At 61.1% G+C, this 16,331-nt stretch carries 20 protein-coding genes; 5 read left to right on the top strand and 15 right to left on the bottom strand.

Annotation, left to right across the window (positions count from 1 at the left end; genetic code table 11):
- Positions 1 to 60: 60 nt before the first annotated feature.
- Positions 61 to 678, bottom strand: a complete 618-nt coding sequence (gene infC, locus ACS5RD_RS13975) for a translation initiation factor IF-3 (RefSeq protein ID WP_489927927.1) — start codon at positions 676 to 678, stop codon at positions 61 to 63.
- Positions 679 to 794: 116 nt separating this feature from the next.
- Here infC and ACS5RD_RS13980 point away from each other — a divergent pair, with 116 nt between their 5' ends.
- Positions 795 to 1,241, top strand: coding sequence for a hypothetical protein (locus ACS5RD_RS13980; RefSeq protein WP_489927928.1), 447 nt, complete (start codon positions 795 to 797; stop codon positions 1,239 to 1,241).
- A 53-nt stretch (positions 1,242 to 1,294) separates the two neighbouring features.
- On the opposite strand, the gene ACS5RD_RS13985 is transcribed toward ACS5RD_RS13980, so the two are convergent.
- The 7 genes from ACS5RD_RS13985 to ACS5RD_RS14015 all read right to left on the bottom strand — a co-directional run bounded on the left by ACS5RD_RS13985 (position 1,295) and on the right by ACS5RD_RS14015 (position 6,355).
- Entirely contained in the window at positions 1,295 to 1,804 is a 510-nt protein-coding gene (locus ACS5RD_RS13985) for an RES family NAD+ phosphorylase (RefSeq protein WP_489927929.1), read from the bottom strand.
- Positions 1,785 to 2,135 (bottom strand): antitoxin Xre/MbcA/ParS toxin-binding domain-containing protein, encoded by a 351-nt coding sequence (locus ACS5RD_RS13990; RefSeq protein WP_489927930.1) that lies wholly within the window; start codon positions 2,133 to 2,135, stop codon positions 1,785 to 1,787. The genes ACS5RD_RS13985 and ACS5RD_RS13990 overlap by 20 nt, the downstream gene beginning before the upstream one ends.
- A 169-nt stretch (positions 2,136 to 2,304) precedes the next feature.
- Entirely contained in the window at positions 2,305 to 3,126 is an 822-nt protein-coding gene (locus ACS5RD_RS13995) for a ferredoxin--NADP reductase (protein WP_489927931.1), read from the bottom strand.
- Between the two features lie 117 nt (positions 3,127 to 3,243).
- Positions 3,244 to 3,648 (bottom strand): DUF934 domain-containing protein, encoded by a 405-nt coding sequence (locus ACS5RD_RS14000; protein WP_489927932.1) that lies wholly within the window; start codon positions 3,646 to 3,648, stop codon positions 3,244 to 3,246.
- On the bottom strand, positions 3,645 to 4,394 hold the full coding sequence (locus ACS5RD_RS14005; protein WP_489927933.1) for a phosphoadenylyl-sulfate reductase: 750 nt from the start codon (positions 4,392 to 4,394) through the stop codon (positions 3,645 to 3,647). The genes ACS5RD_RS14000 and ACS5RD_RS14005 overlap by 4 nt, the downstream gene beginning before the upstream one ends.
- Positions 4,384 to 6,054 (bottom strand): nitrite/sulfite reductase, encoded by a 1,671-nt coding sequence (locus ACS5RD_RS14010; protein ID WP_489927934.1) that lies wholly within the window; start codon positions 6,052 to 6,054, stop codon positions 4,384 to 4,386. The genes ACS5RD_RS14005 and ACS5RD_RS14010 overlap by 11 nt, the downstream gene beginning before the upstream one ends.
- Positions 6,047 to 6,355 carry a DUF2849 domain-containing protein gene (locus ACS5RD_RS14015; RefSeq protein WP_054004842.1) on the bottom strand — a complete coding sequence of 103 codons (309 nt, stop codon included), beginning with the start codon at positions 6,353 to 6,355 and terminating at the stop codon, positions 6,047 to 6,049. The genes ACS5RD_RS14010 and ACS5RD_RS14015 overlap by 8 nt, the downstream gene beginning before the upstream one ends.
- A gap of 235 nt (positions 6,356 to 6,590) precedes the next feature.
- On the opposite strand from ACS5RD_RS14015, the gene ACS5RD_RS14020 reads away from it, so the two are divergent.
- Positions 6,591 to 7,052: an Lrp/AsnC family transcriptional regulator gene (locus ACS5RD_RS14020; RefSeq protein ID WP_054004843.1), complete on the top strand. Its 462-nt coding sequence runs from the start codon at positions 6,591 to 6,593 to the stop codon at positions 7,050 to 7,052.
- Positions 7,053 to 7,245: 193 nt separating this feature from the next.
- Here the strand turns inward: ACS5RD_RS14020 and ACS5RD_RS14025 are convergent, their stop codons facing one another.
- From ACS5RD_RS14025 to ssb, 7 genes are all read right to left on the bottom strand, one after another.
- Entirely contained in the window at positions 7,246 to 8,421 is a 1,176-nt protein-coding gene (locus ACS5RD_RS14025) for a cytochrome P450 (protein ID WP_489931380.1), read from the bottom strand.
- Between the two features lie 11 nt (positions 8,422 to 8,432).
- The gene (locus tag ACS5RD_RS14030) at positions 8,433 to 9,359 is read right to left on the bottom strand and encodes an EamA family transporter (protein ID WP_054004844.1); all 927 of its coding nucleotides are present in this window, start codon (positions 9,357 to 9,359) and stop codon (positions 8,433 to 8,435) included.
- Positions 9,360 to 9,416: 57 nt separating this feature from the next.
- Positions 9,417 to 10,160 carry a triose-phosphate isomerase gene (gene tpiA / locus ACS5RD_RS14035; RefSeq protein ID WP_489927935.1) on the bottom strand — a complete coding sequence of 248 codons (744 nt, stop codon included), beginning with the start codon at positions 10,158 to 10,160 and terminating at the stop codon, positions 9,417 to 9,419.
- Between the two features lie 245 nt (positions 10,161 to 10,405).
- Positions 10,406 to 10,756 (bottom strand): HesB/IscA family protein, encoded by a 351-nt coding sequence (locus ACS5RD_RS14040; RefSeq protein ID WP_489927936.1) that lies wholly within the window; start codon positions 10,754 to 10,756, stop codon positions 10,406 to 10,408.
- Between the two features lie 88 nt (positions 10,757 to 10,844).
- Positions 10,845 to 11,207, bottom strand: a complete 363-nt coding sequence (locus ACS5RD_RS14045; protein ID WP_322320201.1) for an SUF system Fe-S cluster assembly protein — start codon at positions 11,205 to 11,207, stop codon at positions 10,845 to 10,847.
- A 142-nt stretch (positions 11,208 to 11,349) separates the two neighbouring features.
- The gene (locus ACS5RD_RS14050; protein ID WP_489927937.1) at positions 11,350 to 12,303 is read right to left on the bottom strand and encodes an acyltransferase family protein; all 954 of its coding nucleotides are present in this window, start codon (positions 12,301 to 12,303) and stop codon (positions 11,350 to 11,352) included.
- Between the two features lie 49 nt (positions 12,304 to 12,352).
- Positions 12,353 to 12,913, bottom strand: a complete 561-nt coding sequence (gene ssb, locus ACS5RD_RS14055) for a single-stranded DNA-binding protein (protein ID WP_489927938.1) — start codon at positions 12,911 to 12,913, stop codon at positions 12,353 to 12,355.
- 217 nt (positions 12,914 to 13,130) lie between these two features.
- Between ssb and ACS5RD_RS14060 the strand changes: the two genes are divergently transcribed.
- From ACS5RD_RS14060 to ACS5RD_RS14070, 3 genes are all read left to right on the top strand, one after another.
- A complete protein-coding gene (locus ACS5RD_RS14060) occupies positions 13,131 to 13,745 on the top strand; it encodes a lytic transglycosylase domain-containing protein (protein ID WP_489927939.1) in 615 nt (204 codons plus the stop codon).
- A 158-nt stretch (positions 13,746 to 13,903) separates the two neighbouring features.
- Positions 13,904 to 15,154, top strand: a complete 1,251-nt coding sequence (locus tag ACS5RD_RS14065) for an Hsp70 family protein (RefSeq protein WP_489927940.1) — start codon at positions 13,904 to 13,906, stop codon at positions 15,152 to 15,154.
- A 12-nt stretch (positions 15,155 to 15,166) separates the two neighbouring features.
- Positions 15,167 to 16,312 (top strand): amidohydrolase, encoded by a 1,146-nt coding sequence (locus ACS5RD_RS14070; RefSeq protein WP_489927941.1) that lies wholly within the window; start codon positions 15,167 to 15,169, stop codon positions 16,310 to 16,312.
- Positions 16,313 to 16,331: the final 19 nt, after the last annotated feature.

The raw sequence follows: 16,331 nt of genomic DNA on the forward strand, positions 1-16,331 counted from the left end.
GATTTAAGCATGAAAAAGGGGGCCAATGGCCCCCAAATTCCGCCTATTTGCTGCGACGCCTTACTTCGGCGTCACCATCATCACCATTTGGCGGCCCTCAAGGCGCGGCATCGATTCGATTTTGCCCGCCTCGCCGACATCGGCTGCGACTCGGTGCAGCAGTTCCAGACCAAGTTCCTGGTGCGCCATTTCCCGACCACGGAAGCGCAGGGTGACCTTCACCTTGTCTCCTTCTTCGAGGAATTTCAGCACCGAGCGCATCTTCACGTCATAATCATGCGTGTCGGTGCCGGGGCGGAACTTGATCTCTTTGATCTCAATAATGTGCTGTTTCTTGCGGGCTTCGGCCTCACGTTTCTGCTGTTCATACTTGAACTTGCCGAAATCCATGATTTTGCACACCGGAGGCTCGGCATTCGGCGAGATTTCCACCAGATCGAGCCCGGCTTCCTCGGCCATCTGCATCGCGCGTGCGGGGGTGACGACGCCGACATTTTCCCCATCTGCGCCAATCAGGCGAATCTCGGGCGACCGGATGCGATCGTTGATGCGCGGGCCGGTTTCGCGTTGCGGCGGGGCATTGTGAGGTCTGCGGGCTATGGTGGTGGTCCTTTGAATGGTTATTAGCTGGCGCAAGATAGTCGTGTGACGCCCAAGCTTCAACCTGAAAAGCCGCATGATTTGCGCTTGGTTTGGCTGCAGGGGGCAGCGGGTGCTGCGTAGGTCTTTCCTTTTGCTGTCGATTCTGTCATAGCCGGGGTAACCGAAGGGTACTCGGTATTGGGAGAATGAACATGAACAAGAACGTCCTTATCGGCATCGTGCTGATCGCTTTGGCGGGTGCTGGCTATTACCAGTTCAGCATGAAGCCGGCTCAGGAAGCGGCAGCGACGGCTGCGGCTGATGCCAAAGCGGCCGAAGAAGCGGCTGCTAAGGCAGCTGAAGAAGCGGCTGCGACGGCCAAAAAGGCCGCTGATGACGCGGCTGCTGCGGCTGCAACTGCTCCGGCTGCAACCGAAGCCGCTCCGGCGACCACGGAAACGGCACCGGCTGCAACCGACGCAGCGGCGGCTCTGGATCCGGCAAACTTTGACGCTGCCAAGGTCAATGCTTTGATCGACGCGTCGGCCCTGGATGCTGCGCTGAAAACCACGCTGAAGGCTGGCGTTGACGCAGCTGCGGCTGATCCGACCAAAGTGGCTGCGGCTCTGGCTGCTGTGAAAACCGCACTGGGCCTGTAATCTGCGCCTTCGGGCAAATTGGGCCGCGCCGGGGAAACCTGGCGCGGCCTTTTTCATTGCAAGCGGTGTTCGCTGTCGATCAGCTGGAGAGTGGGCCACTGCCACAGCACCAGATTGCGCGCGTTTGGTGGGCCGCCTTTGGCAAAAGACGGTGCGATCAGGCCGCTGTAGCCCGCGGCGATCAGGGTTTCGCTGATGTCTTGCGCTGTTGAGCTGCCGCGTGCCAGCATCTGCAAGCGCCAGTCATCGGCGGCAAGATCAGCGGCGGTGATGCCATGCGCCGCCAGATGTGCCGGGTTCAGGCTGTCGAAGATCTGGGTCAGATCGGCATCGTAGCTGACCAGCGTCACCGGCTCGAATGGGCGGCCGATCTGGTTGGCCTCGGCCACAGCGCCCATCACCGTCATTGCGGTGTAAAGGGCTGCGCGACCCTTGGCGTTGAAGCGGCCACCGTGGCGTTTGGCGCCGATCCCGGACAAAGGATCGCGCGCCCAAATCGGATTGAGGGCGCGGTAGAGCGGGCCTTGGTAGCTGGTCGAGGGATCAGGCAAAGCCGCCCGCATCCACCGCGTCGATATAGTCCATCACCTGCGCCGCCTTGCCATCCTGCAGCAGCCGCGCCGGGGTCAGGCCGCCAAAACCGGGCAGCGGTTCCGAGCGCAGCCACGCATAGGCCACCAGACCGGAGCCAAAGCGCGGGGTCAGACGGTTGATGATTTCGACCAACTCGCGCAGCCGGGTTTGGGTTTTCGCCGAAGCCAGCCGATCCTTGCGCGCAATCGCGTCGCGGCCAAGGCCAGCGGTGCGGGCGATTTCATCTTGGGTGGTCAGCCATTCCTCGGCCAGCAGCCGGGGCTGGAACAGGGAATGATCGGCAAAGGCGAGGATGTTCATGGCGATCTCCATACGGATTGACTGATATATATGTCAATCGGCGTGGAAAGTCAAAGGGTGCGTGCTCTTGGGCTTTCATCTTGGCCTAAATATCCCCGCCGGAGGCATCCTCCATGAGCCAAAGGAGCCTCCGGCGGGGATATTTAGACCAAGATGAAACGGCTTGAGGTCAGATCCCGTCGCCAACAAAGGCTTTTTCGACCACGAATTGCTTCGGGTCAGAGTTTGCGCCTTCATGCAGCCCGAAGCCTTCGAGGATGGCTTTGACATCGACGTTGAACGCAAGGCTGCCGCAGACCATGGCGCGGTCATCTTCCGGGTTCATTTGCGGCAGGCCGAGGTCGGCAAAGACTTTGCCGGAGGCGAGGTTATCGGTGACGCGGCCCATGTGGTGGAACGGCTCGCGGGTGGTGGTGGGGTAGTAGAGCAGCTTGCCCGCAACCAACTCGCCGATCAGCGGGTCTTCGGCGAGGCTTTCGACGAGGGCTTGGCCGTAGGCCAGTTCGGCGACCTCGCGGCAGGTGTGCATCATGATGACTTGGTCGTATTTCTCATAGGTTTCCGGTTCGCGCAGAAGGCTTGCAAAGGGGGCAAAGCCAGTGCCGGTGGACAGAAGCCAGAGGCGTTTGCCGGGCAACAGCGCGTCATGCACGAGCGTGCCGACGGGCTTCGGGCGCAGGATGATCTCATCGCCGACTTGGATGTGCTGGAGTTTGGAGGTCAGTGGGCCTTCGGGGACTTTGATCGAGTAGAATTCCAATTCCTCATCCCACGCCGGGGAGGCGATGGAATAGGCGCGCAGCAGCGGCTTCCCAGTGTCACCCATCAGGCCGATCATCACGAACTCACCCGAGCGGAAGCGCAGGGTTTTGGGGCGGCTGACGCGGAAGGAAAACAACCGATCGGTCCAGTGCTTTACCGCTGTGACGGTTTGCGCATCGGGCAGGTGGGGTTTGGCGACTGCGACGGTTGCTTCGGCGGAGGAGGACATGCGGGTTCTCTCGGTTATTTCGTTCGTATACATACAAATATTTCAGGCCTGCGTAAACAAAAACCTGCATGGGGCGGCATTATTGTAGAATCGATACCGGGGGCGTGGGAATTGGACTTAAGCGCGCAGGCGCGATTGATAGTCGTGCGCCTTCCAGTTGGCGCGGTACTTCCACTGCGCTTCGGGCTGGCGGGCGGCCATCTCGTCAGGGATTTCCACATCGTCAAAGCCGGTGCGCCGCGCCATCGGGTATTGATCGGCGATCACCGGACCCATGGCGCGCAGGTGGCCCTTGTAACCAAGCGCGCGCAGGCGGTGGCCGATGGTGAAAGCGCGACCATCGCTGAACGCCGGGAAGGCGATGCGGATCAGGGTCAGATCGGCCAAGTAGGGCAGCAAAGCCTCGGGCGCGTCGGTGTGCAGCAGGTCCACCGTGCCTTGATGGCTGGCGATCTCGGCCAAGGTGACAGCGTTGACCTCGGGGGCGGGCGAAAAACCCTGATCGGTGACGAGGACGCTCATGCGGCGGTATCCTTTCTGATCGGCACGGCTTTGCCATTGATAAAATGGATGCCGCATTCGGTTTTGTCCTGACCGCGCCAGCGGCCTGAACGGGGGTCTTCGCCGGGGGCGACTTTGCTGGTGCAAGGCGCGCAGCCGATGCTGGGGTAGCCTTGGGCGACCAGCGGGTGGCGCGGCAGGCGGTTGTTGACGATGTATTCTTCCAGATCGTCGCGGCCCCAATGGGCGAGGGGATTGACCTTGATGCGGGTGTCGCCCTCGGCCTCAAAGAACTCTACCGCTTGCCGGGTCGAGCCTTGGAAGCGTTTGCGCCCGGTGATCCAGCCGTCAAACGGCGTGAGGGCGCGTTCCAAGGGTTCGACCTTGCGCACGCCGCAGCAGGCGTCGGTGTTGAACTGATGCAGCGTGTTGTCGGGGTCTTCAAACGCCACACGCGGTTGCGCGGCGCGGATGGTGCGCACGTCGCAGAGGTGGAGTTTCTCGGCCAGCTCGCGCTGGTAGTCGAGGGTTTCCTGAAACAACATCCGGGTGTCGATGAACAGCACCGGGGTTTCCGGGGCGATCACCGAGACGAGGTGCAGCAGTACCACCGATTCCGCGCCGAACGATGACACAAGCGCGACTTGCCCCAGATCATCATCCTTCAGTGCGTGTTCCAACACCGAAGTCGCGGCATGGTGTTTGTAGCGGGCGTTCAGCGCTGTGACACGCTCGGCGACCGAGCCTGCGGGGAAATCACGCGGCATCACGGCCGCCTTCAACGTCATAGAGCGCTGATTTGAACGGGGCGAAGCCGGCGCGACGGTAGGTTTGCAGGAAGGTTTCCGAAGCATCTTCACGGATTTCGAGGTAAGCGCGGATGATCCGTTCGATGGCGGGCACGATTTCGTCATAGGCGAAGCCGGGGCCGGTTTTCTCGCCAATGCTGGCGGTCTCGGTGCCGTCACCGCCCAGAGTGATCTGGTAGTTTTCGACGCCCGCGCGGTCCAGCCCCAAGATGCCGATATGGCCGACATGGTGGTGGCCGCAGGCGTTGATGCAGCCGGAGATTTTGATTTTCAGCGGGCCCACATCGTGTTCCAGCTTGAGTTCCTCAAACCGCAGCGCGATTTCCTGCGCCACCGGGATGGAACGCGCGGTGGCGAGGGCGCAATAATCCATGCCGGGGCAGGCTATAATATCGCTGAGCAGGCCGACATTGGCGGTGCCGAGGCCTACTTGGGTTAGGGCCGCATGAACTGCCGGCAGGTCAGATTTATGCACATGCGGCAGGATGACGTTCTGCTCGTGGCTGATGCGCAGATCGCTGTGGCCGTATTTTTCCGCAAGATCAGCCATCACGCGCATCTGCGCAGAGGTGGCATCGCCGGGGGTTTCGCCGTGGGCTTTCACCGAAATGGTGACGATGGCGTATTGGTCGTTACGGTGTTGCGCGAGGTTGGTATCGACCCAAGCGCGGAATGACGGATCGGCTTTGTAGAAGGGGTCATAGCCATCGGTGGGCGCATTGCGGAAGGCCGGGGCGGCGAAGGCGGCGCGGATGTCATCGAGCAGGACTTGGTCGGCACCGCCAAATTGCAGGCGGGTTTCCAGGAAGCGTTCTTCGATCATCCGGGAAATCTCTTCCCGGCCAGTCTCATGCACGGTGATCTTAATGCGGGCTTTGTATTTGTTATCGCGGCGGCCCAGCACGTTGTAGACCGACAGCACGGCCTCGACATAGGGCAAAAGGTCAGCGATCGGCAGGAAATCGCGCACGGTGAAGGCGATCATCGGGGTGCGGCCAAGACCGCCGCCGACCATGACTTCAAAGCCGGGCTCGCCTTGCGCGTTGCGCACCATGCGCAGGCCGATGTCATGAGCTTTGGTGACGGCGCGGTCGTTGGGGGAGCCGGTGATGGCGATCTTGAACTTGCGTGGTAGGAATTGGAATTCCGGGTGGTCAGTGGACCACTGGCGCAGCAATTCGGCATAGGGGCGCGGGTCTTCGATCTCATCCGCGGCGGCACCGGCGAAATGGTCGGCGGTGACGTTGCGCACGCAGTTGCCAGAGGTTTGGATCGCGTGCATTTCGACATCGGCGAGGGCCGAGAGGATCGCGGGCACGTCGGGCAGTTTCGGCCAGTTGAACTGGATGTTCTGCCGCGTGGTGAAATGGCCGTAGCCTTTGTCCCAGGTGTCGGCGATCAGCGCGAGTTGGCGCATCTGGTTCGGGTTCAAGGTGCCATAGGGGATCGCGACGCGCAGCATATAGGCGTGCAGTTGCAGATAAAGCCCGTTCATCAGGCGCAGCGGGCGGAATTCATCCTCGGTCAGGCTGCCATCCAGACGGCGGGTCACTTGATCAGAAAACTGCGCGACGCGGGCGCGAACGAAGGATTCGTCGAAGTCGGAATAGTTATACATGGTACAGATCCACTTGCTTGCCGTGGGCATAGTTGGAGGGGCCACGGGTGCGGAAAGCCTCGCGGAAATGCACAGGCTCGGGGCCGTTTGGGCCAGCCTTGGCATCGGCCAAATACGCGCCGACGATCACATTCCGTTGGGCGGCCCCAAACAGCAGGCGGATTTGCGCATGGGCTTCGTCCTCGATCAACTCGGCCTCATGATGCTGGCGCGACCAACGGTCATCGGCGGTGAGATAGACCACGTCGCCTTCCCGCAGATCATTGGCGGTGACGACTTTCGGGATAAACTGGCGGCTCATGCTTGTGTCCCTTTGGGAGTGGTCGGTGTGGCGGTGTCGGTCGCCGCGAGGCGGTAGTGGATCGCGCGACGTCCTGCAAGAGCAATTGGGCAGGTCGTGGCGTGATCGCGTTGTTTTACCCATCCAATATAGGATATTTTCCCCTGTTTTCGCCAGTCCCCCTTGCGGATAAGGAAGAATGTTCCGATACTCGGGCGGAATGGAATGAATTTCCGCAAAGCAAGGTGTCTGGCGAATGGCGGCCCAGTTGGATGAGTTGGATCGGAAAATTCTTGCCGAGTTGCAAGAGGATGCCGAGCAGTCGTTGGATGAAATCGCCCGCAAGGTGGGCAGCTCAAAGACCCCGGTGTGGAACCGGATCCGGCGGATGCGTGAGCAGGGGGTGATCCTGAAACAGACGGCCCTGCTGGATGCTGAAAGCTTGGGGTTGGAGGCGTGTTTCTTCGTGCTGATCCGCACTTCGGAACATGAAGCCGACTGGCAGCGCAAGTTTTTGCAGGTTTTGCGAAGCCGCCCTGAGGTGCTGGAGGCGCACCGTTTGGCGGGCGATATCGACTATATCCTGAAGGTTCGGGTGAAGAACGCGCGGGCCTATGACACGTTTTATCAGGCGCTGATCTCGGAAGTGAAGATTTATAACGTGACAGCACTTTTGAGCATGGAAGAAATCAAGGCGACAACGGTGTTGCCGCTATAGCCAAGGCGAAATTCAAAAAAGTCGAATTTCACGGGGCGTTTTGCGCCTTTCCGCCCGTTGTGATGACAGGGCCATCTGATCCTCTACGCCGCCCCGGACTTGATCCGGGCCTCACCTTATCCCTGAAGCGCAGAGGCCCCGGATCAAGTCCGGGGCGGGGTGGGATATGCGGAGGGCGGATCAATGGGCAGCACTAATCTGCCTGCACCATCAGCTTGGTCAGCCCATGGAAGTGGTAGACATCGCCGTAAACCGGGGCCTCGACCAACCGCAGTTTCGGCAGGCGTTGGAACAGAATAGGCAAAGCGATTTGCAACTCCAACCGGGCCAGCGGCGCGCCGACGCAGAAATGCAGGCCTGCGCCGAAGCTGACATGCGGCCTGACAGGGCGATTGGGTTGGAACTGGCCGGGTTTTTCCCAGAGGCCGGGGTCGCGGTTGGCTGCCGCCAGCAAAAGCGCCACCTGGTCGCCGCGATGGAACGTATGGCCCATCACCTCGATATCTTCATAGGCCCAGCGGGTGAACATATGCAGCGCGGGATCGAAGCGCAGGATTTCCTCGATGCAGGTGTCTGCATTGGCTGCAGTGACGGTGTTGCCGGTTTGCAGCAGGGTTTTCACGCCATTGCCGATGGTGTGGACGGTGGCCTCGTGGCCTGCGTTCAACAGCAGGATGCAGGTGGTGATCAGCTCATCTGTGGTCAGTTTCTCACCGGCTTCCTCGGCGGCGATCAGTGACGTAATCAGATCGTCGCGCGGGTCTTGGCGGCGGGCCTCGACATAGCTTCGCATGAAGGCGACGAAGGCCTCGGTTGCGGCAATCGCGCGGTCTTCGCGGGCGCGGTCACGGCCTGCCATATACATGCCGACCATCGCGTTGGACCATTTCAGCAGATCGTCTGACATGGATTCCGGCACACCCAGCAGGCGAGCGATGATGATAACCGGCAGTTTTTGGCCGAAATGTGCCAGCAGATCGAATGGGCCTTTCGGGAAGGCATCGATCAGCTGATGGGTGAGGGTTTCAATCTCGGGCTGCAAAGCTGCGATACGGCGCGAGGTGAAGGCGCGCAACACGAGGCCCCGCAGGCGGGTGTGGCGGGGCGGTTCCAGTTCCAGCATCGAATGGGCTTCGACCGCGTAGAACGGCTTCAGGTGATCGGGGATTTTCGGGGCAAGTTCAACTGGTGCCTCACGGCCAAAGCGACGGTCGCGGAAGATCGCACTGCAGGCTGCGGCATTGCCGGTGCAGGCCATGTCGTATTCGGCCCAGTGGAAGAACGGGCCTGCCGCGCGGGCTCGTTCGTAGAACGGATAGGGGTTTTGCACGAAAGCGGGGTCAAGCGGCGATTGGTGTAGGGTTTTTATGCCAGCCATTTTCAAACCCTCCGTCCCAGCGGAATGATGCCTTGGGCGATCAGCACGCCGATGGCGACAAGGCAAGCGGCGGCGGCTTGGCCCCAATCCCAGCGCCCGCCCAAGAGGAACAGGATGATCATGACGTAGAACGGGGCCGCGTTGATATGCAGACCGGACAGGCCGATGCCGAGTTTCTCCACTGACATAATCCACATCAGCTGGCTGATCCCAAGTGATCCGACCGAAAAGGCCAGCAGCGCAAGTGTTTCTTTCCAGCCCCAAGCGCTGAAATCGGGCGGCGGGGTGCCAAAGGCGACGCCCAAAGCCGCGACAGTGGACACCGCGATGGCTGCACCGGAAATCGTCAGCGCGGTGCGGCCGATCGGCGAGAGGCCGGGGAAGGCGGTGACGGTCAGGCGGGAGCCCAAGGTGAAAGACAGCACCGAGCAGAAGCACAAAAGCGCGCCCAAACCCATGGACATGCCACCCGCTTTGAAATCCAGCGCCATCATTCCCCCAGCCAGCGACAGCAACAGACCCAGCACCAGCGCGAAGCTCAGTTTGCGGCCATCCAGCACAACCTCCAGCGCGATGCCGACCATCGGCAGGGTAGCCGAGATCACGGCCGCTGTGACAGCGCCACCACGGGCTTGGCCCTGGATCAATAACCATGCGCCAAGCCCGATCAGGCTGCCGACGGCGATGCCTTTCAGCCAGTTGGCGCGCCGGAATGCCCCCGGCCCCTCCATCAGCGCCCAGACCGGTAAAAGGGCCAGGGCAGCGAGCGCCATCCGCAATGCGCTCAACTGATCAGCAGGCAGCAGCGGGATGATGAAATCGGCTGCAGGCAGGCCTGCGGCCCAGATCAGCATCGAAGCCATGCAGATCAGGTTTGCGCCCAGCAGGCTGGGGACAGGGGTGGCGGGGATGTTGGCTTGTGCGCTCATAGCATGGGTCTAACAGGGCGCGCCCGTCCGGGCTGATCCGTCCGCGACGCGCGCAGGTCAAGCTGCGGCGAGGGCGGCGACAATCGCGCCGAAATCAGCGGCTTTCAGACTGGCCCCGCCAACCAAAGCGCCATCGACATCCGGCACCGCGAAGATTTCGGCTGCATTGGAGGGCTTGACCGAGCCGCCGTAAAGCAAGCGAGTTTTCGCGGCCTCTGCACCGATATGCGCGGTCAGACGGGCGCGCAGGAAAGCGTGAACCTCGGCGATTTGTGCTAAAGTGGGGGTGCGGCCGGTGCCGATGGCCCAAACGGGCTCGTAAGCCAGCACGAGGTTTGCGGAGGTGGCGGTTGCTGGCACCGAACCATCCAGTTGCGCGCCGATCACCGCAAGGGTGTCGCCCGCATCCCGCTGCGCTTCGGTCTCGCCCAGACACACCACAGCGATCAGACCTGCTGCGATGGCGGCCTCAGTTTTCGCCAACACCAAAGCATCGCTTTCGCCATGATCTGCGCGGCGCTCGGAATGGCCCAGAATCACATGACTTGCGCCCGCATCGGCCAGCATCACGGCAGAAATATCGCCGGTATGGGCTCCCGAGGCTTTCGGATGGCAATCCTGACCACCGACCTGCAGCGCCGATCCAGCAGCCAAAGCCGCCATCTGAGAAAGCAGCGTCGTGGGCGGGCAAAGCAGCATCTCACAGGCGGGCGCGGGATGTGCGGCCAGAAGGGCAGCGACCTCGGCCAAAGCCGCCCGGTAGCCATTCATTTTCCAATTGCCTGCGGCCAGCTTTTTCATCGCATCCCCCCAATGTTCGCCAAAGGGTTAGCGAAGCGCAGCGCCAAGGGAAAGCCCTTGCATTTGCTCTTTTGAAAATACTCATTCTGATCGCAACCAAGCGGACAAAGCCAGGCATCAAATCCAGCCCGAACCCTGTATCCCGCGCCCACCGCGCGTCAGCGCTCAAGGGCCTTGCGGCGTCAGCCGCGCGATCAGATCGCCGCGATCAGGCGGAGTGCCGCCAGCAAAACAACCACGACGGATCAGGCGTCTTTGAACTTGATGCTTTCGCCGCAGCCGCAAGCTTCAGCCACGTTGGGGTTGTTGAACTTGAAGCCTGCGTGCAGCAGATCGACCTCATAATCAATCTGGGTGCCGAACAGAAACATCTGCGCCATCGGCGCGATCAGCACCCTAGCTCCGTCTTGCTCGACCACTTCGTCCATTGGATTGGCTTCAGCCACATAATCCATAGTGTATTCCATGCCCGCGCAGCCACCCTTCTTGATGCCGATGCGCAGGCCTTGCGAGCCTTGCTTTGCCATCAGCCGCGCGATTTGCTTGGCAGCGATCGGGGTCAGGGTAACTGCGGCTTTGCCGGGGATGCCGAACATGGATTTGGTCCTTTAAGCTATACAGCAAAGATAGGATTACAGCAGGTGTCCCGCAAGGGTGTTAGATTACGCCGCCCCGCGCAGGGGCTTACATGAAGCCCAATTCCAGCCGCGCCTCGTCTGACATCATCTCCATCCCCCAAGGCGGATCAAAGGTCATGCCGACCTTGACCTCTTTCACCCCTGCGACGGGTTCCACCGCATCTTGCACCCAACCGGGCATCTCGCCCGCCACCGGGCAGCCGGGCGCGGTCAGGGTCATCAGAATCTCGACCGCATTTTCCGGAGAAATATCAATGGTATAGACCAGGCCCAGATCATAGATATTCACCGGGATTTCCGGGTCATAGACCGTGCGGCAAGCTTCTACGATCTGCTCATAAAGCGGATGTTCGGTGGATGACGGGCGGATCAGGGGGGCACCCTCGATCTGGTCCAGCGGCTGGTTCATGACATTCTCACGCGGTTAGTTGAGTAATTATATAGGGAATGAGCAGCAAAGGTCCAGTGCGGCGAAGCGGTTTTCGAACTTGCGGGTTTGCATGTCAAATCTTGCGCCAGATCTTGCGTCAAATCCTAGGCTCAACCGAGACCTAAAGCAGCCGGCGCGCCAACCCGGCGCGCCGGATCGCCCATGTCAGCAGGATCGAGCCCGCAACCGCCAGCAGATAGATCGCAGGCCGGGGCAGCGCGCTGTAGCGAAACAGAACCGCGCAAAACGCGACATGGATGAAGTAAATCCCCGAGGCATAATCCCCCAAGCGGCGGTCAGCCACTATGGTGGAACCTTTCAGAGCCAGCAACATCAGCGCCGGGGCCGCAAGGCCAAGTGCGAGCAGCGTGTCATGCCCAACGCCCTTCGGGGCAAACCGCGCCAGAGCCAGCGATTCGAGCAGCACCAGCGCCACACCGATGCCCGCAGCCAGTTGCAGCCAACCGACGCGCAGGCGGGCCGCGATGCCCTCGCGCCGGATCAAGAACCCCACCAGCATGAAGGGCAAACACAGCAGCAAAGGATTGCGATTGGCCAGCAGCGGATCAGAAAAGATCAGCTTGTTGGGCGCGATCAGATTCCAAGCGATGCCATAGGTGACGGCAATGCCGGCAAAGAAAGTCAGGGCGGCCAACCAAGCCAGCACCCGACTTGACCATGCCGCAACCCCCACGATCAGCGCCGCCGCCATCACCATTCCAGCCAGATACCACAGATGCCAATAGCCAAACAACGCGCTGCGCAGGTTTTGCAATGCCGAATGGGCCAGCAGCATCGGCCAATAGATCGGCAGATACAGCAGCATCCACAACGCATAAAGCTGGCCCGCGCGCTGGACATAGGCCCAGCCGCGCGCCCGCTCGACCGCAGCTTGCAGGAAATAGCCGTTGAACAGCAGAAAGATCGGCACGCCCAGCCGGAACAACCCGTCTCCGGTCAAAAGAATCGCCGTTCGTCCCAGCGGGGCGAACGGGTTGGCGTGAATGCCGACGACCATGAAAGCCAGAGCAAGCTTCAACGCATCAATGGCGCGACTGCGGTCCGCGCTGGACATCAGGGGATATGGCCTTACTGAGAGTTAAACTGAGAACGTGGCGTTATGTTTAGAACGGGATTTCGTCGTCAATATCCGAGCGCCCACCACCCGAACCACTGCCAGAACCCCCGCCCGAGGACGAACCGCCGCCATAGCCGCCGCCGCTCGACCCACCCCGGCTGTAGCCGCCGCCAGACGCACCGCCACCCGAGCCACCGCCCTGATCTTCATAGCGGCCGCGATCATCGTCGCCGCCACCGCCCGAACCGCCGCCATCACGACCGCCAAGCAGGGTCAACTCGCCCCGGAACTGCCGCAGAACGACTTCGGTTGTGTAGCGATCCGCACCGGATTGGTCCTGCCATTTGCGGGTTTCCAACTGGCCTTCGATGTAAACCGTCGAGCCTTTTTTGAGATATTGTTCGGCAATTTTGCCGAGATTCTCATTGAAAATCGCGACCGAATGCCATTCGGTGCGCTCTTTACGCTCGCCGCTTTGCTTGTCGCGCCAAGTCTCCGAGGTGGCGATGCGCAGGTTCACCACTTTGCCGCCGTTCGGGAAGTTGCGCACTTCCGGGTCGCGGCCCAGATTTCCGACGATGATCACCTTGTTGACCGAGCCTGCCATCTTAGTCTCCCTGATTCCGTACATCCCCGCCAGCATCGCGACAGGTGGTTAATAATTTCTATAGACTGCCCCATCTGGCCCCGCAACCGGGCAGCGGCGGCGCGGATGGCAAGGTTTTGCCGAAGTGGTCCGGCTGGGTCCGATCACGGCGCTGGAACTTGGTGCAAACTTTGGTATAGTGCCGCCAGTTTTGGTCTGGGTTGAAGACAGGGTCTCCATGCGATTTTCGCCGATGGTGCTGACGATCATGATGGCCGCAGGGCTGGCACTGACTGCCCCTATGATGGCGCAGGCGGAGGCGTTGAAGCTGGGCGGCAAGAAAAACCGCGCTTCGATGCTGAAATCGCAGATGGCGCTGCTGGATGGGCGGTTGGCTGTCGAATATGAGGGCTCGTACCGGCTGAAGCCGAATTATAACAAGGCGGATGCGGGCGGCTCGGATGCGCCGGTGCGACGCTTTGCTGGCAAGTATAAGGGTGAGTATCTGGAGGTCGCCAAGGCCGCCGCCCGCAAGCATGGCGTGCCGGAGGATGTGTTCTTGCGGCTGGTGCAGCAGGAAAGCGGCTGGAACACCGGGGCAGTTTCGATCAAGGGCGCCACTGGCCTCGCGCAGCTGATGCCGGGGACGGCGGATCGGTTGGGGGTGGATATCAACGATCCGGGTGAGAACCTTGAGGGCGGCGCACGGTATCTGCGGATGATGTATGATCGCTTCGGGACCTGGAAGCTGGCTTTGGCCGCCTATAATGCCGGGCCGATGGCGGTAGAAAAGCACGGCGGGGTGCCGCCGTATGATGAGACCCAGAATTACGTTTTGGCGATTTTGGGCTAAGAGTTTTACAGGTCGTCCACGCGTGGACAGGGCTTTGATTTATATAAAATCAATGGGTTATACCAGCCCCGTTCATGTTTCATTAACATTTTAGCGCGGCTTTACATCGGCTGCCCGCATCGTTACACCGCGCGTTTTGCTGAAACGCGGGGGCTGCTATGACGCTGTTTTGTGGGATCGACTTTGGCACCTCGAACTCGACGGTATCGCTGGCGGATACTGACCGGGCTTGGCTGATCGCTTTGGAAGATCAGGCGGTGACTTTGCCCTCGGCGGTGTTTTGGGAGCAGGATGGCGGTGCGCCCGAATTTGGCCGCGCGGCGATTGCGGCTTACCTTCGCGGTGATGAGGGGCGGCTGATGCGGGGGCTGAAAAGCACGCTCGGCTCGGGGATGATTGACGAGCGCACGGCAGTTGGGTCGCGCGCGGTGTCGTTCCGTGAAGTTCTGACGCGGTTTATGCGGCATATGGTTGAGGTTCTTCGGGTCCATGCGCCGGGCGCGGACCGGGTGGTGCTGGGGCGTCCGGTGCATTTTGTCGATGGTGATACCGCGGGCGATGCCAAGGCGCAGACTGCGCTGGAGGAAATCGCGCGGGGCTTGGGCTTTCGGGAAGTGTCGTTTCAATATGAGCCGATTGCGGCGGCGTTGCAGTATGAGCAGGGCATCGCGCGCGAAGAACTGGTGCTGATTGTCGATATTGGCGGCGGTACGTCGGACTTTTCCATCGTGCGGGTATCGCCGGAGCGGGCGCGGGCGGCGGATCGGGCTGGGGACATTCTGGCCAATGACGGTATTCGCGTCGGCGGGACCGATTTTGACCGCTTTCTGAGTTTGGCCGAGGTGATGCCGCACTTGGGCTATAAGGCCACGACCAAGCACGGCAAGGGGTTGATGCCGAACCATTATTTCCTCGATCTGGCGACGTGGCACCGGATCAACATGCTGTATACGCAGCGCTGTCTGGCAGATTTGAAGGCGTTTCGGCGCGAGATTGATCGGCCCGAATTGCTGGATCGGTTGATGAAGGTGATCTCTGAGCGCCAAGGTCATGCGGTGGCAATGGCGGTGGAGGCAGCGAAAATCGCGTTGTCGGATCAAGAGGTTGTGCGGTTGCAGATTTCCGCTTTGACCGGGGGACCGAACCCTATGCTGCGGCGTGAGGGCTTTGAGGCGGCGGTTTTGCCGCTGGTGGAGCGGATTTCCGAGCGGTTGGGGGCGGTTTTGGCGCAGGCCGGTGTTGGCGTCGGCGATATTGGCACGGTGTTTATGACCGGGGGATCGTCTGGTTTGCCGATTTTGCGGGCTTGCGTGCAGGCGGCGCTGCCGGGGGTTGCGATTGCTACCGGGGATATGCTTGGCTCGGTCGGGACGGGGCTGGCGCTGGATGCGCGGCGGAAGTTTTCCTAAATGGGGTGAAGCATGATCGCGGCGATTGAAGCGTTTTTACCGGAAGCGGTGGCGTGGCGGCGCGATTTTCATGCGCATCCTGAGTTGAGTTTTGCCGAACATCGCACGGCGGCGCGGGTGGCGGCGTTACTGCGCGGCTTTGGTTGCGATGTGGTTGAGGCGGGCGTTGGCGGCACTGGGGTGGTGGCGGTGATCAACGGGCGGGCTCCGGGGCGGCGGATTGGGCTGCGGGCGGATATGGATGCTTTGCCGATTTTGGAAGCCTCGGGGGTGGCATTTGCCAGCACTGTGCCGGGGGTGATGCACGCGTGTGGCCACGATGGGCATACGGCGATGCTGCTGGCGGCGGCGAAATATCTGGCAGCGTCGCGGGATTTCTCGGGGCAAGCGGTGTTGATTTTTCAACCGGGTGAGGAAGCAGGCGGCGGGGCTAAAGCGATGATCGCCGATGGCTTGCTGGAGCGTTATCCCATTGATGAGATTTACGCTTTGCACAATATGCCCGGGCTGGCGGTGGGGGCATATGCGACAAGGCCGGGGCCGATTATGGCAGCGGCGGATATGTTTGAGATTGCGATTTCGGGGCGGGGTGGCCATGCGGCGCAACCTCATTTGGCTTTGGATCCGGTGATGATTGCGGGGCATGTACTGGTGGCGTTGCAGACGGTGGTGTCGCGCAATGTCGATCCGTTGAAGCCTGCGGTGTTGTCGGTGTCCACGGTGGTGAGTGAGGGGGCGGGGGCTTGTGTTGTGCCGGGGCGGGTGGTGCTGACCGGGACGGTGCGCAGCTTTGAAGTGGCGGTGCAGGATCTGCTGGAGGATCGGTTGCGCGCGGTGGTGACGGGGATTGCGCTCGCGCATGGCGGGGTGGCCTCGGTCGAGTATCTGCGCGATGCGCCTGCGACGGTGAATGATGCGGCTTGTGCGAAATATGCTTTGGCGGTGGCGCGGGGGATTTCGGATACGGTGGAGGCGGATGTTGCGCCGATGATGGTGTCGGAGGATTTCTCGGAGTTTCTCAACCTTGTGCCGGGGGCGTTCATGTTTGTCGGCAATGGCGCGGGGCCTTTGCTGCATCATCCGGGTTACGCGTTCAACGATGCGGGCCTGCCTTATGGGACGGCGTGGCTTGCGGGGATGGTCGAAGCGCGCGGCTGAGGGGTTGCGGCGCGGGCGG

Source organism: Cypionkella sp. PAMC25878 (genome assembly GCF_058135695.1).

Bases quoted from the DNA above. Each gene is read 5' to 3' on its own strand.
- ACS5RD_RS14050 (WP_489927937.1), bottom strand. From the start codon at position 12,303: ATGTCCAGCGCGGACCGCAGTCGCGCCATTGATGCGTTGAAGCTTGCT.
- ACS5RD_RS14060 (WP_489927939.1), top strand. From the start codon at position 13,131: ATGCGATTTTCGCCGATGGTGCTGACGATCATGATGGCCGCAGGGCTG.
- ACS5RD_RS14010 (WP_489927934.1), bottom strand. From the start codon at position 6,054: ATGTATAACTATTCCGACTTCGACGAATCCTTCGTTCGCGCCCGCGTC.
- ACS5RD_RS13985 (WP_489927929.1), bottom strand. From the start codon at position 1,804: ATGCGGGCGGCTTTGCCTGATCCCTCGACCAGCTACCAAGGCCCGCTC.
- ACS5RD_RS14015 (WP_054004842.1), bottom strand. From the start codon at position 6,355: ATGAGCCGCCAGTTTATCCCGAAAGTCGTCACCGCCAATGATCTGCGG.
- ACS5RD_RS14020 (WP_054004843.1), top strand. From the start codon at position 6,591: ATGGCGGCCCAGTTGGATGAGTTGGATCGGAAAATTCTTGCCGAGTTG.
- tpiA (WP_489927935.1), bottom strand. From the start codon at position 10,160: ATGAAAAAGCTGGCCGCAGGCAATTGGAAAATGAATGGCTACCGGGCG.
- ACS5RD_RS14000 (WP_489927932.1), bottom strand. From the start codon at position 3,648: ATGAGCGTCCTCGTCACCGATCAGGGTTTTTCGCCCGCCCCCGAGGTC.
- ACS5RD_RS14030 (WP_054004844.1), bottom strand. From the start codon at position 9,359: ATGAGCGCACAAGCCAACATCCCCGCCACCCCTGTCCCCAGCCTGCTG.
- ACS5RD_RS13990 (WP_489927930.1), bottom strand. From the start codon at position 2,135: ATGAACATCCTCGCCTTTGCCGATCATTCCCTGTTCCAGCCCCGGCTG.
- ACS5RD_RS14045 (WP_322320201.1), bottom strand. From the start codon at position 11,207: ATGAACCAGCCGCTGGACCAGATCGAGGGTGCCCCCCTGATCCGCCCG.
- ssb (WP_489927938.1), bottom strand. From the start codon at position 12,913: ATGGCAGGCTCGGTCAACAAGGTGATCATCGTCGGAAATCTGGGCCGC.
- ACS5RD_RS13980 (WP_489927928.1), top strand. From the start codon at position 795: ATGAACAAGAACGTCCTTATCGGCATCGTGCTGATCGCTTTGGCGGGT.
- ACS5RD_RS14070 (WP_489927941.1), top strand. From the start codon at position 15,167: ATGATCGCGGCGATTGAAGCGTTTTTACCGGAAGCGGTGGCGTGGCGG.
- ACS5RD_RS14065 (WP_489927940.1), top strand. From the start codon at position 13,904: ATGACGCTGTTTTGTGGGATCGACTTTGGCACCTCGAACTCGACGGTA.
- infC (WP_489927927.1), bottom strand. From the start codon at position 678: ATGCGGCTTTTCAGGTTGAAGCTTGGGCGTCACACGACTATCTTGCGC.
- ACS5RD_RS14040 (WP_489927936.1), bottom strand. From the start codon at position 10,756: ATGTTCGGCATCCCCGGCAAAGCCGCAGTTACCCTGACCCCGATCGCT.
- ACS5RD_RS14005 (WP_489927933.1), bottom strand. From the start codon at position 4,394: ATGCCGCGTGATTTCCCCGCAGGCTCGGTCGCCGAGCGTGTCACAGCG.
- ACS5RD_RS13995 (WP_489927931.1), bottom strand. From the start codon at position 3,126: ATGTCCTCCTCCGCCGAAGCAACCGTCGCAGTCGCCAAACCCCACCTG.